10 protein-coding genes are annotated in these 15482 nt (G+C 54.7%); 3 read left to right on the top strand and 7 right to left on the bottom strand.

Going from position 1 to position 15482, the window contains the following annotated elements; translation table 11 throughout:
* Positions 1-148 precede the first annotated feature (148 nt).
* A complete protein-coding gene (gene acpH, locus ACUY4Q_RS18935; protein WP_458044247.1) occupies positions 149-730 on the top strand; it encodes an ACP phosphodiesterase in 582 nt (193 codons plus the stop codon).
* A 1-nt stretch (position 731) separates the two neighbouring features.
* On the opposite strand, the gene ACUY4Q_RS18940 is transcribed toward acpH, so the two are convergent.
* From ACUY4Q_RS18940 to malZ, 4 genes are all read right to left on the bottom strand, one after another.
* Positions 732-2129: a DUF3999 domain-containing protein gene (locus tag ACUY4Q_RS18940; RefSeq protein WP_458044248.1), complete on the bottom strand. Its 1398-nt coding sequence runs from the start codon at positions 2127-2129 to the stop codon at positions 732-734.
* Complete coding sequence (locus tag ACUY4Q_RS18945) at positions 2126-4807, bottom strand: DUF2339 domain-containing protein (RefSeq protein ID WP_458044249.1); 2682 nt, start codon at positions 4805-4807, stop codon at positions 2126-2128. Before ACUY4Q_RS18945 ends, ACUY4Q_RS18940 begins: the two co-directional genes overlap by 4 nt.
* Before the next feature lie 159 nt (positions 4808-4966).
* On the bottom strand, positions 4967-6160 hold the full coding sequence (locus tag ACUY4Q_RS18950) for a fimbrial protein (RefSeq protein ID WP_458044250.1): 1194 nt from the start codon (positions 6158-6160) through the stop codon (positions 4967-4969).
* A 311-nt stretch (positions 6161-6471) separates the two neighbouring features.
* Positions 6472-8289: a maltodextrin glucosidase gene (gene malZ / locus ACUY4Q_RS18955; protein WP_458044251.1), complete on the bottom strand. Its 1818-nt coding sequence runs from the start codon at positions 8287-8289 to the stop codon at positions 6472-6474.
* 265 nt (positions 8290-8554) lie between these two features.
* Here malZ and ACUY4Q_RS18960 point away from each other — a divergent pair, with 265 nt between their 5' ends.
* Both ACUY4Q_RS18960 and ACUY4Q_RS18965 read left to right on the top strand, forming a co-directional pair.
* Positions 8555-9496, top strand: coding sequence for a 2-hydroxyacid dehydrogenase (locus ACUY4Q_RS18960; protein WP_458044252.1), 942 nt, complete (start codon positions 8555-8557; stop codon positions 9494-9496).
* A gap of 83 nt (positions 9497-9579) precedes the next feature.
* The gene (locus tag ACUY4Q_RS18965) at positions 9580-10980 is read left to right on the top strand and encodes an anion permease (RefSeq protein WP_458044253.1); all 1401 of its coding nucleotides are present in this window, start codon (positions 9580-9582) and stop codon (positions 10978-10980) included.
* Between the two features lie 44 nt (positions 10981-11024).
* Here the strand turns inward: ACUY4Q_RS18965 and proY are convergent, their stop codons facing one another.
* The 3 genes from proY to phoR form a co-directional block, all read right to left on the bottom strand.
* The gene (gene proY / locus ACUY4Q_RS18970; RefSeq protein WP_458044254.1) at positions 11025-12380 is read right to left on the bottom strand and encodes a proline-specific permease ProY; all 1356 of its coding nucleotides are present in this window, start codon (positions 12378-12380) and stop codon (positions 11025-11027) included.
* Between the two features lie 80 nt (positions 12381-12460).
* Entirely contained in the window at positions 12461-13780 is a 1320-nt protein-coding gene (gene brnQ / locus ACUY4Q_RS18975) for a branched-chain amino acid transporter carrier protein BrnQ (protein ID WP_458044255.1), read from the bottom strand.
* Between the two features lie 406 nt (positions 13781-14186).
* Positions 14187-15482, bottom strand: a complete 1296-nt coding sequence (phoR, locus tag ACUY4Q_RS18980) for a phosphate regulon sensor histidine kinase PhoR (RefSeq protein WP_458044256.1) — start codon at positions 15480-15482, stop codon at positions 14187-14189.

Raw genomic sequence — 15482 nt, forward strand, 5'->3', positions numbered from 1 at the left:
CCTCAGGATGAATGACATAATCTATACGCGAAATCATTCTAGATACGTCAAGGCGGCAACTGAATGAGCCCCCGGGAGCTCACATGAGTGAGTGACTGGGGTGAATAAAGGCAGCCAACGAAGAGGCAGTTTGAAGGATGAAGTGTATATGAATTTTCTGGCTCACCTGCACCTGGCTCATCTCGCGGATAGTTCGCTATCCGGCAATTTACTGGCCGATTTCGTCCGTGGTAATCCAGCGGACCTCTACCCTGCTGATGTGGTTGCAGGCATTCACATGCATCGGCGCATTGATGTGTTGACCGACAGTCTGCCGGAAGTGAAAGAAGCCCGTCAGTGGTTCCGCCCGGAAACCCGCCGCGTAGCCCCCATTACGCTTGATGTGATGTGGGACCATTTTCTTTCCCGGCACTGGGCTGAAATTGCGCCGCAAACGCCGCTTGAAGAGTTTGTGGAATATGCACAGACGCAGATTAGTGCCATCCTGCCGGACGCCCCGCTCCCCTTCGTTAACCTCAACGACTATTTGTGGTCAGAGCGCTGGCTCGAACGCTACCGGGAGATGGCGTTTATTCAGCGCGTGCTGAACGGAATGGCCAGTCGTCGCCCTAAGCTTGATGCTTTACGCGACTCCTGGCAGGATCTCGATCAACACTATGCCGCCCTGGAGCAACAGTTCTGGCAGTTTTACCCGCGCATGATGGCGCAAGCAAAAGCCCGGACGCTATAACTCAGGCGGCGTTATCTTTCTGAATGTCGCGCCATATTTTCAGCGCCATCCAGACCAACGCTAATACCCCTAGCACCAGCGCCCCCCACACTAAAAAGGTGTACCACTGACTTTCTCTGTCAGCAGGCGATACCGCACTCAGTCGGGATTCGCCGCCCAGCTTGACCGGTTCGTGTGCCACAGCCTCCGGTAAGGTTTCGGGGTCATGTTGGGGACGCAGACGTGTAGGAATCAGGTTATCCAGCGTGAGGGCGGCGGGCGTTGCCGCTTTATTCCCCCATGCCAGAATAAAGGGGCCGTTGCCCTGCGCATTGAAGATGAGACTCTGACTTTCGCGAAGCCCCCCCACCCGTGGCAGTGCCCCCGGGAGATGCGCATTCACTGTCGTCAGGCGAACGCCCTGCACCAGTTGACCGGAGAGAGCGATGTCATCTGAAGCCTGATTGTTAAGATGAAAAATCACCTCTTTCGTCAGTGGCTGCCACTTATCCTGTGCCGTGGCGCGCCATTCAAGCTCCACGGGTAGGACACCGTCATAATCCAGTCTGACGGAAAGCGCCGTCAGCGGCTGCGGCTGTGTCCATTGATAGTGCACCTCATCAGCCGAAACCTTTGTCGCCCAGCCCGACAAACTGACCTGCGCTGGCGTCTCCTGCACCTGTTCTTCAACCACCGATGCCCGCGTCAGAGTGATAGGAAGCTGAGGCTTATCAAACACCACCAGCAAATAGCGCGGGCCGTCGCTACCCATGTGTAGGTCAAGACCGATTTTATCCAGCGCAAGACGGTCATCCCCGCTGGCGATGTCCATCAGCGGGACGTCCCGCCTCATGATCACCCACTCTTGCATATTGCTGCTGCTGTAAACTGAGGCTTTTCCCTGCCAGTTTACCGTCGGTTTATCCCAGCCAAGCCGCAGCTGTGAAACGGTGAGGGTCTCATCGATATTGTCGGGTAAAGCCAGAAGATAACTTTTGCCGATGCCCTCGACACCCTCGCCTTCCATGCTGATTTCATAACCCTTTGGCGAACGTAACCAGACCCGTTCGCCCCTTGCCTCGTCACTGTTTACAGACTCAACAGGGGACGTGGTGAGTGGGAAGATGCGCAGTTCAGTGGTTTTCGCGCTCACCGGAGCTGATTTTTGCTTTTCGAGTGAGAAAGGAACGCGCTCACCCTGATGATTGAACACACGCACATCGCGAAGATCGGGCCATGCGCTTTGTTTATATACCTCATCAGGCAGGTTTACACGGTACCAGGGAGAAGATTCGGTCGTCGCCAGCGCCTTCCCCCAGCCATAATCCTGAGGCCTTTCAGGCGCATCTTCTGTGCGGGCGAATCCACTGGATGCCACGCTGAGGAGTGCGCCAACGGCAATATATTTCATCCATTTCATGGTTTTTCTTCCTCAGTGAACCCTGTTGTCTCTTTTGGCGGTAATGGCGAGAAATAGCCCACAATCAACACCAGCACCGCAACACCGATAAAGGCCACGGCCCGCGCCAGACCGCCGCCGCCCGCACTGTCTACCAGCATCAATTTGATAATCACAACGCCCAACAGCGTTGCACCATACAGCCATCCGCGTCGTGAACCACGGCGGTTAGCAATCAACATCACCACCAGCGCACCCAGCATCCAGAAGAGCGCGAAGGTCGTCTGGATCAAGCGAGAGCCCCACAGCGTCTCAAGCGTCCAGTCTATGCCTGCATAATTTGCCAGCGCGCGAAGCAGAAGCCCGTTCAGCCACCAGAAGCTCAGGCCGATAAGCACCTGTGGCACGACAGGGGGCACCGAAGGAGCATAACGCGCCAAACGGGAGGCGCTGAACCGTGCCCAGGCCCATAATCCCAGTAAGGCAAAGCCAGCGCCCTCTTCCAACGGGTTAATGAGCGGCAGATAAAGGGTATGAATCACCCGCCCATCCTGCAAATTCGCCAGCGCCAGCAGCACGATAAGCACCGGAAGCAGTGGCAAGAGCGCCAGCGTGCCATAAAGTTCAGGCCACACCCGGAGCGGCCAGAAGGCGCGACGGACCCCGGCAAGCATGAGCAGGATTGCCCCACCGCCAGCGGCCATCAGCAGACCGCTGCGCCAGGCATCCATTCCCCAGGGGAGTTCATCGGCAAACCAGTATACTTCTGCTCCCAATGCCAGCAGCACCATCCATGCAAAGGAGAGATGCAGCCCCTGCGAAACCAGGCCCGATGATGGTTTATCTTCACGTTGCAACAGCAACAACGCCGACGGCAGCGCCACGCACCAGGCCAGATTCTGCCAACCGGCCGCCAGCAGATGTGAATGGTTCGCCAACTGCCAGAACAGGATAACCAGCATCGCGGGCCACAGTAGCCATACCGCCATTCGAAGCTGCTGCCAGCCCAGACGCTGACCGGCGCTGCGCCAGATCCAAACCGACAGGCTCAACAGCGCGAGCAAGCCAAAGGCCTCTTCCACGCCGAGCGGCTTCGCAAGCCAGGCAGCGCCCCAAAGCGCGACAAGCCAGAAAGCGATCCCTCCGACCAGCAACAGATCACTGCCGATACGATAAATGCCTCGCCACAGCCATGCGGCCGCCAGCCAGCTCACGCTGAGCACGGTGAAAATAACAAAGAGGGAAAGCGCCGTCAGAGAATCATTAAGTGCCCACAGCGCACTGCCCAATGCTAATACCAGCAGGCCGGTGCCGCTGTAGCTCATGCGCCGTTGCCCCTGCATAACGCCCAGCCACAGAATGCCAAGCCCTTCCAGCGCCCACGCCATGGATGTCCAGCGGGCGGAAAGCGCCAGCGGAATAGCGAGCGTAGCGAATGCGCCGCCCAACGCCAGAGCAGCCAGTACCAGCGGCTTGCCCGCGCCCGGAAAACGCTTCAATGCCCCGAATGCCAGCAGCAAATAGAAGGCGCCGAACCCCAGCGCACTGAATGCCGGGCCATACGCCAGATGCTGCGTAATCGCATATTGCATGCCAAACCCAATCAGCGGAGGCGCAAACAGCAGTACGCCGTCCACGATCCGCTCGCCACGCTTCTGCGCCCTAAGAGACAGCGCCACGCTCAGCACGCCGAAAATGATCAGGTTGGCTATCAGGAACAGCTGACAACTTAGATAATAGTCCGGTCGGTAATCGGTAATACCCCAGACACCCGCGACCCCAAAGGTAAACAGCATTCCCAGCAGATTGAGCTCGCGCCAGTGCTGCCAGATGCTGATAACGAGAATGCCAACGGAGAGCAGGAGATAGAAAGAGAACAGCGCGATATGGCTACCGCCGCCAGTGGAGAGTAACAACGGTGCAGCGTACCCGCCCAGACTTGCCAGCATCGCCAGGCTCAGGGCGCGCTGCAGTACCGCCAACCCAACGCTTGCCGCACAAATCAGCAGCAGCAGACCGAACGCCAGGGGCATTGGCAACATTTGCCAGAGCCGGAAGGCACCGAACACGGTCATATAAAGCGCACCCGTGGCACCGCCTTGCAGGATTAATGCAAAGACCGGTTGTTTACGCCGTAACCGCCAGCCAATAAACAGCAGTACCATCGACGCCACCGCGGCAAAGACCAGACGCAGAGACAACGGGAAGAGAGAATTTTCAACGCTGTAGCGGAAGAGGAATCCCAGCCCGAGGAAAAGCAGCACAATACCCAGCTTTGCCAGCGGGTTACCCTGCATAAACCAGCGCACCAGCGACGTGGTCATTCCGCCTAACGGGTTTGGCGTTTTTGCCGCCGTCGCCACTGGCGCAGGAGCCCTCACCGGCTTCGCGGTTACAGGCGTGCCCCTGGACCAGACGTTGGCGGGTGCGGGTTCAATCTCGACCGGTTTTTCAGGCTCAGGCAGAGGCTCTGGTTCAACAGGTGTCGGAACAGCAGAAGGTGCCACTACCTGAGGCTCTGGCATCGGGCTTTCCGACTCAGAGGTAAGACGTTGTTCAAGCGTCGCCACCCGCTGTCGCAGTTGCGACAGCTCATTTTGCGCAGCGGTACTTCTTCGATATGCAACCACCGCCAGGGCCGGACAGACCACCAGCAGCATAAAGAGCACGACACAGGCTAACAGCACCAGTTCATCCATGATCTCACCTTCATTACGGAGCGTGAGTATACTTTGGCACAAATTGACACATTTGCGCTATCCGTTGCGCTTAACCGTATGTGGAGATAAAGAATGCGACTGGCGATGCCAAGTAAGAGCACTTAGTGCATAGATAATTCCCTTTTCACACCTGCTACTTCAAAGATAGGTAACTACCACTTCCACACTTGCGGTAGCTTCACCGGGCTGTGCTTCCTCACCCGGCAAGGGGACAAAGCGAGCAGACATATTGAATTCTTGCTGAGGCGTCGCCCCGCGTTCAAATTCAGGGAATCCTATGTCGGGTATTAAAAATCCAAAAAGTTCGGTGTTAAACAACACCGGATTTGCGGGTTGTCCAGATGCAGTTTGAGAGGCGGGTTTTCCCCATGCTAACTGAAGGCCATAACCTTGTGCACCACCACTCTTGAGAGCAATGATGCCATTTGTATTATCAATAACGGTTGTCCTTGGTAGTACAGTGACCAGATAGCCCCAATCATTCACTCTGAATTCAGTGTTAATATAGGCGTGCGAATCTGAATAATTATCGACCTGACCCAGCCCCCAGGCTGTATTACAATGGACGGTAAAACTTGCATCTTTCCAGGTTGATGGTTGACTTCCATTTTTCAGTGGGTGGCTACCCATCCATACTGTTTTATTCTGGAAATTACATGTCCCACGAAGAACTGTCATTGCGCCGCTAAAATTGATATTTACCCGATTAATAACCCAATCATTAGCAATCTCTACCTCTGGAAAGGGTACTGTAGAAAATGTGCTTGTTGGGTTTGAAAGGGCCATTGTATGAACAAACTGAAAAGTATTATTGATCGCGTAGCTATTATCAGGGCGTGCGCTTGCAGGGAAGGAGCCTAATTTCCAAATAGTAATATCAAGCCTGTCCGCCCATGAATATTTACCATTACTGTCAAAAAAAGCACTCAATGTTGTTGGATTGCTTTTAGTCGTCAGTCCAAGCGTCCCTTCATGCCAGGCAAATGAGACACCGATTCCTGCTGTCGAAGTAGGATAAATATATTGAGGGTATAAAGTTCTCATATCTAATTCGGGAAGACCACCTGTACTGGAGGTAATAAATGCTGTTCTTGAAGCTAGCGTTGCTGAGTCATCTGATGAATTGCAATCAAGTTTGATATTACCCATAAAATAGGCGCGAAAAGTGTATAAAGGCTGAGATTGAGAATTCTCAGAGGGTGTGGTCTTAATTCCCCCCAGAGGAACAGTAATTGTTCTTTCAGCCAAACCACTGTCTGGGCTGCACGAAACCGTATTCGCCATTGCAATATTTGCAATTAATAAAATTGAAAATAAAAAGAACCTAAACAATGCTACCTCCTTGTAACATTAGTTGCAGCCACACAACATACGCATGAATATTAAATGCACAATAAAAATACTGGAATCCTGAATAAAAATCAAGCCACTTAACAATACAAAACATATATAATTTAGAGTAAAAAATTCGCCTGATAAATAACCCTTTAAAAACAGAAAGATAAAACCCAAAAAAATAAACCCCCTATAAAAACAATAAAAAAACTCAAACCTCTTTAATTATAAAAAAATAAAGAAACAAGAAAATAATATAAATTAAAATATGAGCATAAATATTTACACCCATATTAAAGTATATAAATTTAATTACCCTGCCACACCGTTGCTGAAACGCCCGGAAGTGACAACACCTCCTCCGTAAGCGTGCCTTTGCCCTCTTTACAGTGCCACACTTTGGCATCTAACAGCGGAGAGTCGGCCAGCACAACTTCGCAAGCCTCGCCCCGGTTGATGGCAATCAGCACGCGCTCCTGCTGCCAGACACGCAGGAAAACCACCACGTTTTCCTCAGCATAAACCACCTGACACCCGCCGTGACACAGTGCCTGACTACGCCTGCGTAAGCGGGTCATACGCTGATAGAGCGCGAGCAAGCCGCTGTCCTGCTTTGCTTTATCCCACGGAAAAGGTTTGCGGCAGAAGGGATCGTTAGCGCCATCCAGCCCCACTTCATCGCCATAATAGATGCAGGGAACGCCCGGCCAGGTGAACAACCAGATCACCGCCAGCGGCAGGCGCGCCACGTCTTTGCCCAGTACGGTTTTGAAGCGCGGCGTATCATGACTGTCGAGCTGATTGAACATGCGAATCTGCTGCTGATGGGAGAGCCCGGCCCGGTAGTTATCCATCCACGCCATACAGGTCTGGGCATCAATGCGCTGCGGATCCATAGAAATATCGGTATTCGCCAGGAACGCCCATACCGGGAAGGTAAAACCACGGTAGTTCATGGCGGCATCTTCCACATCCGCCTGCAACCACTGCCGCGCATCGCCGAAATGCTCGCCGACGATATAGGCGTCTGGTCGGGTCTCTTTTGCGGCTTTCGCGATGCCCGCAACGTGCTGCAAATTGTTCCGCGCCCCACCCGCTTCACCCAGCATATGCACGACGTCGAGACGCCAGCCGTCCATATTCCAGGGCGCTTTCAGCCAGTGACGCACAATACTGTCATCACCCTGATAAATCTCCTCGACCAGCGTTTGCGCCTGATAATCCAGCTTCGGCAGGCTGGCGTAGCCCAACCAGTCACGCGCACGGCCGTCATCATGAAAACTGTACCACTCACGCCAGGTTGACGCGGGATTATGGCAGGCTCCGGTGGTGCCCCGGTTGTGCCTGTCAAACCATGCATGTGAGTCGCCGCTGTGGTTAAACACGCCGTCCAGAACCAGGCGCATGCCCAATTTATGGGTATTGCGGCGCAGACGAAACAGCGCCTGATCGCCACCAAAACGCGGATCGACATGCCGGTAGTCTTCCGTGTCGTACTTATGCACGCTGGGGGCCACAAAAATCGGGTTCAGATAGAGCGCAGTTATGCCAAGCTTACGCAGATAAGGCAGCTTTTCGCTGATGCCGTCCAGGCAGCCGCCATAAAATGTGGATCCCCCTGCCTCTCCGGTCAGCGGCGCATCCCAGTCGCGCAACACGATCTCCTGCTTCGCCGCATGGTGAAAATAGACCTTATCCTGTTGATCGTTACCCTGCTCGCTACGGGCAAAGCGATCCGGGAAGATCTGATAAAACACCTGCTCTGCCACCCACTGCGGCCCGTCATCAGGAGAGTCCACTGCAAATTGCTCCAGACGTGCGGGAGGAAAACGCGTCAAGCCCTGCGGGGTGAACCACAGCTGGCGATCCTCCCACAACAGCTTAAAGCTGTAGCGACGACGCGGCTGACCGCTTTCCAGAGAGAGCGTTGCCCGCCAGGCCGTCACACCCGGTTTCGGCGCGATACGCACCCGACGCATCACCAGCGATGTCTCTTCGTTATCAATTTCAACCCGAAGCGTGACGCGGGATGGGAGCTTATTTCCGGTGAGCCAGAGTGTAATGACCAGTTGGTCTTTGTTCTGTTTCACAAACGGCGCGACAGGCAAATGCCAGGCATGCAACATCGACTTTCCCCTTCGTCAAAAATGGCGTCACTCTTGCACAAATGTAGACCCGCAAACTCATCTTTTCTGCTTTTTTATGGGGTTGAGAGCCAGGGCGCAGAAATTTAACGCTGAGCATTTTTTCCCACACGCCGATGTGATCCGCAGGGATCTCTACCGGGCATATGCGCGAGGATTTTGAACCAGGCTTCGTGCGATTGCCCGAAGTCTCCCCTCTGTCCCCTTTTTATACTGGGTAAAACCATAGCGTGAGAAGGGATTTAGCATGAGCAGCAAACCTGAAATTCTTGTCGTCACTGAAATTCCCCAGCCGATGATCGATGTGCTTGAGCAGCATTTTGTGGTGCACAAATACTGGTTGCAGGACCCGCAGTCATTTCTGCGTGAACACGCGCATGCCATTCGCGGCGCCCTGACCCGCGCCGCCAAAGGCATCAAAAAAGAGTTGCTCGAACAATTGCCCGCACTGGAAGTCATCAGTGGTTTTGGCGTTGGCGTCGATGCCACCGATCTGGATACCTGTCGCCAGCGCAATATTCGTGTCAGCAACACGCCGCGCGTCCTGAACGAATGCGTGGCGGATACAGGCCTGGCGCTGATGCTGGCGGTCTCGCGTAAGATTTGCGCCGCTGACCGCTTCGCGCGCGCTGGCGCGTGGGGAAGCGCGCAATTTGAGAGTGCCTGGAAAATGACCGGCAAACGCTGCGGCATTGTGGGCATGGGTAACATTGGTCATGAAGTGGCAAACCGCGCCGCGGCCTTTAACATGCCGATTCATTATTTCAGCCCCAATAACGCACGTAATCCTGCGTGGACGCATCACCGCTCGCTGGTTGAGCTGGCAAACGCCGTTGATTTTCTCGTTCTGACCCTGCCAGGCGGGGCAGACACACACCACATTATTAACCGCGAGGTGCTGGAAGCCCTGGGGCCAGACGGCATCCTGGTGAACATTGCGCGCGGAAGCGTAGTCGACACCGAGGCGCTCATCGCGGTGCTAGAGGAAGGCAAACTGCGCGGCGCAGGCCTCGACGTCTTTGAGAAAGAGCCACATATTCCGGCGGCCTTAATGGCATGTCACAACGTGGTACTGCTGCCCCATATTGCCAGTAATACCGTGGAAACCCGTCAGGCGATGGCCGATCTCACCATCAATAACCTTATTCACTACTTCACTGAAGGCAAACTCATCACCCCGGTTGTTTAACGTTTTTCTGGTTCACTTTGCCGTACAGAAAACAGGATTCGCCTTCCCGCCGTCCGTGGCGGGAACTGCTACAGGGATCGAATATGAACCGTTATCTGAAAGTCCTTATCTGCGCCATCGTCGCCCTCACCATCTGGTTTTTTCCCGTGCCTGAAGGTTTGACCCCGTTGACATGGCACATTCTCGCGATTTTTATCACCACCGTTGTGGCGTTTATTCTCCAGCCTCTGCCGGTCGGTGCCGTGGCCCTTATCGCCATCAGCATCATTATGCTGACGGGCATGATGACCACCTCTGAAGCCCTGAAAGGCTTTAGCAGCACCACCGTCTGGCTGATTGTGGCAGCCTTTCTGTACGCCAAAGGCTTCATAAAAACCGGGCTCGGACGGCGCATTGCTTACCTGTTGATTCGCAGCTTCGGCGGCAGCTCTTTACGTCTGGGCTATACCCTGGCGCTGAGCGACATGATTATCGCCCCGGCGACCCCGTCCAACACGGCCCGCGCGGGCGGCATCCTGTTCCCTATCGTGCGGGGTGTCTCAAGTAGCTTCGGCTCAGAGCCGGATCAAAACCCGCGCAAGATTGGCGCCTTCCTGATGCAGACCGTGTTCCACTCCAACTGCCTCTCTTCTTCCATGTTTATGACCGCCAGCGCGCCAAACGCACTGATTGTCTCACTGGCAGCCAGCACGTTGTTTGTTGATATCTCCTGGGGGATGTGGACGCTGAGCGCACTGGTGCCGGGAGTCATTGCGTTCCTTACCATTCCGCTGGTTATCTACAAACTCTACCCGCCCGACATCACTCGCACCCCGGAGGCGAAAGCCCACGCCAGTGAAGAGTTGCAAAGGATGGGGCCCATCACCCGTGATGAGCGGATGACCATTGGTATTTTCCTGCTCTCATTACTGGCGTGGAGTACCTCGAAATTAACAGGGCTGGATGCTACGGCCGTGGCCCTGTCAGGCGTCTGCCTGATGCTCATGACCAACGTGATTAACTGGCAGGACGTGCAGTCGGAAAAAGGCGCGTGGGATATTCTGGTCTGGCTGGGGGTCATGATCTGCATGGCAGACAAGCTCAACCAGTTGGGGTTGTTTAAGTGGTTCGCGCTCACCACCTCTGCACTGTTCAATGGCATCCCTTGGGAGATCACCCTCACCGTTCTGCTGATTGTCTACTGCTACTCCCACTACTTTTTCGCCGGCAGTACGCCGCACGTGGTGGCGATGTATGCCGCCTTTGGCAGCGTCTCGGTCGCAACCGGCGCACCGCCGATGATGGTGGCGCTGTCGCTGGCGTTTGTGACCAACCTGATGAGCGGAATTTCCCATTACGGCAACGGTCCGGCGGTCATTTACTATGGCGCAGGGTATGTGGCACAGCGTGACTGGTGGCGTCTGGGCTTTATTGTGATGTTGATTAACATCGTGATTTGGTTCGGACTGGGTGCGGTGTGGTGGAAGATTTTGGGGTTGTGGTAAAGGATTGCCCGGTGGCGTCACCGCCTGCCGGGCTTATTATTGCGTTATGCGAGTTTCTTGCGCACAAACATCCAGCCAACCAACAGCAGCACAATCCACGCACATCCCACATACAGCGAAATGCGCGTCTCCGGGTGCCAGCCAATCAGCCCGATGATAAACACAAGGAAAAGCAGACCGACAATCGTGGTCGCTACGCCGCCGGGGACTTTAAATTTCAGCGCTTTAACTTCATCCGCGGACAAACGGCGACGGAATGCCACCTGTGAAAGCAGGATCATGATCCACACCCACACGGTAGCGAAGGTCGCCAGTGACGCGATCACCAGGAAGACGTTCTCCGGCATGATGTAGTTGAGATACACCGCCGACAACAGCGCCAGCGTCATCACCAGCACCGTGACCCACGGAATGCCCTTGCTCGATGTTTTAGCGAAGATTTTTGGCGCACTGCCCTGCTCTGCCATCCCGTGCAACATGCGGCCCACGCCAAACACGTCGCTGTTAATGGCCGACAACGAGGCGGTCAGTACCACGAAGTTCAGGATGCTGGCGGCAAAAGTAATGCCGAGGTGCTGGAACGTCAGAACAAACGGGCTGCCGTTGGTACCGACCTGATTCCACGGGTAGATGGACATGATGACGAACAGCGTCCCGACATAGAAAACCAGAATGCGCATCGGCACCGAGTTAATGGCGCGCGGAATCGATTTTTCCGGGTCTTTCGCTTCACCGGCGGTAATGCCGATGATTTCAATGCCGCCATAGGCAAACATCACCATCTGCAATGACATCACCATGCCAATCCAGCCATTGCTAAAGAAGCCGCCGTTACTCCACAGATTGTGGATCCCGGTCGGCTGGCCGCCGTTGCCGATTCCCCAGATAATGATGCCGAACCCGGCGGCAATCATGATGATAATGGTCGCGACTTTGAAGAAGGAGAACCAGAACTCCAGCTCACCAAACACCTTTACGCTCATCAGGTTAATGGCGCAGATAATGAGCACCACGCTCAGCACCCATATCCAGTGCGGAACGGTGGGGAACCAGACGCCCATATAGATGCCAAAAGCTGTCACATCAGCAATAGCGACAATCAGAATTTCAAAGCAGTAAGTCCAGCCAGTGATGTAACCAGCCAGCGGGCCCAGGTTTTCCTGAGCATAACGGGAGAACGAACTGGCAGAAGGATTGTGTACCGACATTTCGCCCAGCGCGCGCATGATGATGTACGCTGCGACACCCCCGATAATGTAGGCCAGCAGCACGCTCGGACCCGCCATCTTGATGGCATCCGCCGAACCGTAAAACAGCCCGGTGCCAATCGCCGACCCAAGGGCCATAAAGCGGATGTGTCGGGTACTCAACCCTCGCTTTAGTTTGTTCGTACTTTCCATCGTTCCCCGTTCCAGGATTCAAAAAAACAAAAAAACCACGGGACCATAAGTCCCGTGGTTAGCAAACCATTTCACACTACTTAGTGTGCGCTGGAGGCCACCTGACGCCCGGCAGCGCGATCCCAGCCAGCAGCCAGAATCACCATCACCAGCGTTGGCATCAACCAGGCCAGACCTTGCTCCGCCAGCGGCAGACGCTGAGTCCAGGCCGGCAGCACATCGCTAAACGCAGAGGCTTTAATACCGTCCAGCACGCCGAACAGCAGGCTGATAAACATGGGCGGTGCAATCACGCGGGACGAATTATGCCACCACGAGCGGGTGAAGCTCAACACGACCAGGGCGATACACGGCGGATAGATCATTGTCAGAACAGGAATGGAGATCTGAATCAGGTGGCTCAGACCCAGATTCGACACCGCCATGGAGAAGATACCGAGAATAAACACCAGCGCACGGTACGAGAGCGGCAGGTACTGCGCGAAGAACTCAGCACAGGCGCAGGTGAGGCCAACCGCCGTCACCAGGCAGGCGATGAAAATTAACGCTGCCAGCAGGAAGCTGCCGGCACCACCAAAGGTGTGCGCAACATAGGCATGCAGAATGGCTGCGCCGTTAGCAGACTGATCCACCAAAGAAGAGCTATCTGAACCCAGGCGGAACAGCGCCAGGTAAAGTAGCGTCAGACCCACGCCCGCCATCAGGCCAGCCCAGACGGTATAGCGGGTCAGCAGACGCGCTTCGGTCACACCGCGGGAACGGGCGGCGTTAACAATGACAATACCGAACACCATCGCGCCCAGGGTATCCATTGTCAGGTAACCATTAACGAAGCCGTTAGAGAAGGCCGCGTGCTGGTAGGCATCCATCGCATGGCTGATGGGACCTGCTGGCCAGACAATCGCCGCCACAGAGAGAATCACCAGCGCAATAATTTTCAGCGGCGCCAGGAAGTTACCCACGGTATCCAGCAGTTTACCCGGATAGAGCGACACCAGAATCACTAACGCAAAGTAGATGACGCTATAAATCAACAGCGGCAGAGAGCCTTCGCCGGTCAATGGAGCGATGCCCACTTCAAAAGAGACGGTCGCCGTACGCGGTGTGGCAAACAGCGGCCCAACGGCCAGGTAACAGACCGTCGCCAGTAGAACGCCGGCGACTTTACCGATTGGCGTACTGAGGCTGTCCACCCCGCCGCCCACTTTCGCCAGAGCGACAACGGTGAGCACCGGCAGGCCAACGGCGGTGATTAAAAAGCCAATGGATGCGGTCCAGACGTGCTCGCCTGCCTGCAAACCGACCATGGGAGGGAAAATGATATTGCCTGCGCCGACGAACAGCGCAAAGGTCATAAAGCCCAGAGCAACAATGTCTCGTGGTTTTAAATGATGGGTCATAAACGTTTACAGCCTGTGGATGTGGTGATGCAAATGTTGAAATTTTCGCCTTGTCGTGCGGAACATTACAGCGGCAAGGTCCTGAAACGAAGCGGGAAATACTTCCCTCTTCGCGTGGCGGAGAATAGTTTTTCGATTTACCACGCAAATACAGTGGGTCTGACGACCTACGGGGCGCAATTTAAACGCTTATAACGTTTAAAGGCAATAAGGGATCGTAAAACCAGATGGATATGCCAGATCTAAAAAAAACACCAGAGGATGATGCTGTATATAAGAAAAACGGATGGCTAATCATGCGAACAAAAAAGCAGCAAAGCCATATTCTGTCGATGAATGGATGTAAAGCGGGGTCAAAAAAGAGAGGTTCTGACAGAATTGGAAAGAAAAGCTGACACCCAGGGTGTCAGCTTGCGTGTTTCACCATCAGTCTTTCGGGCAACATAAAGCTAAAGCGGGTGCCTTTACCCGGTGTACTCTGGATTTCCAGCTTGCTGTCATGGTGATTCACCGCGTGTTTAACTATCGCCAGGCCCAGGCCACTGCCCCCGGTCTGGCGGGAGCGGGCTTTGTCCACGCGGTAGAAACGTTCTGTCAGACGCGGAATGTGCTCTGCTGAAATCCCAGGCCCGTTATCCTCAACGCTGAACTGCACACCCTGTGCCACACGCTGCCACTGCACGGTGATGTGCGTCCCGGCGGGCGTATGGTTGACGGCGTTGTAGACCAGGTTCGAAATCGCACTGCGCAGTTGCTCCTCATTGCCCAGCACTTTTAGCGCACCATCCACCACAAACTCCAGTTCGTGCTTATTGTGACTTAAGGTTTGCGCTTCTCTCTCCACCACCCGAAGCATCATCGGCACATCAATGATTTCATTCGGCGGCGTGATGGGTGCGGCTTCGATTTTAGAGAGCGTCAGGAGCTGCTTCACCAGCCCTTCCATGCGCGATGTTTGTTCTCGCATGGTATGTAACGCTTTCTCACGCGGTAGCCCCTCCAGCGTCTGTTCCTGCATCATCTCCAGGTAGCCCTGCAATACCGTTAACGGCGTGCGAAGTTCATGGCTGACGTTGGCAAAGAAGTTACGTCGCGCCCCTTCAAGCTGGTGCATTTGCGTGACGTCACGCGCCACCATCAGCAACTGCTGCTCGCTGTAAGGCATCATGCGCATCTCAAGATGACGCCCATTGTTCAGCACCAGATTCAACGGGCGATCAAAGTTTCGCGCTTTGTAGTAACGGGTAAATTCGGGGTAGCGCAGCAGGTTGAGGATGTTTTGGCCGTTATCGTCCGGCCAGCGCAGATTGAGAAGCTGTTGTGCCAGTCCGTTACACCAGAAAATAGCCCCCTCTTCCGTAGTGAGCACAACGGCATCCGGCAAGGATTCCGCACCGCTGCGAAAACGCTTAATGAGATTGCCCAGTTCGCGACGACGCTTTTTATTGCGCATCTGCATCTGGTGCAGGCCGTAAAGCAGCGGTTCCCAACTGCCGGTGCCAGGGGGCGGGGTCATGCTTTTATCGACCCATAGCCACCAGGAAAGACGCATTAAATTCCAGAAATGCCAGGCCAGTAGTCCGGTGACTGCCGCCAGCAAAAACCACGGCAGGTAACCAAAGAATATGCCAAGCAGTGCAGCAGGTAGACAACATAGGATGAGTTCGAGTACCAGCCTTTTCCATGACAGCCGTTCCAGCAC

Source organism: Phytobacter cepae, assembly GCF_054165735.1.

Excerpts from the sequence above, each read along its gene's own strand:
- malZ (WP_458044251.1), bottom strand. The coding sequence starts at position 8,289 with ATGTTGCATGCCTGGCATTTGCCTGTCGCGCCGTTTGTGAAACAGAAC.
- brnQ (WP_458044255.1), bottom strand. The coding sequence starts at position 13,780 with ATGACCCATCATTTAAAACCACGAGACATTGTTGCTCTGGGCTTTATG.
- acpH (WP_458044247.1), top strand. The coding sequence starts at position 149 with ATGAATTTTCTGGCTCACCTGCACCTGGCTCATCTCGCGGATAGTTCG.
- ACUY4Q_RS18940 (WP_458044248.1), bottom strand. The coding sequence starts at position 2,129 with ATGAAATGGATGAAATATATTGCCGTTGGCGCACTCCTCAGCGTGGCA.
- ACUY4Q_RS18965 (WP_458044253.1), top strand. The coding sequence starts at position 9,580 with ATGAACCGTTATCTGAAAGTCCTTATCTGCGCCATCGTCGCCCTCACC.
- proY (WP_458044254.1), bottom strand. The coding sequence starts at position 12,380 with ATGGAAAGTACGAACAAACTAAAGCGAGGGTTGAGTACCCGACACATC.
- ACUY4Q_RS18945 (WP_458044249.1), bottom strand. The coding sequence starts at position 4,807 with ATGGATGAACTGGTGCTGTTAGCCTGTGTCGTGCTCTTTATGCTGCTG.
- ACUY4Q_RS18960 (WP_458044252.1), top strand. The coding sequence starts at position 8,555 with ATGAGCAGCAAACCTGAAATTCTTGTCGTCACTGAAATTCCCCAGCCG.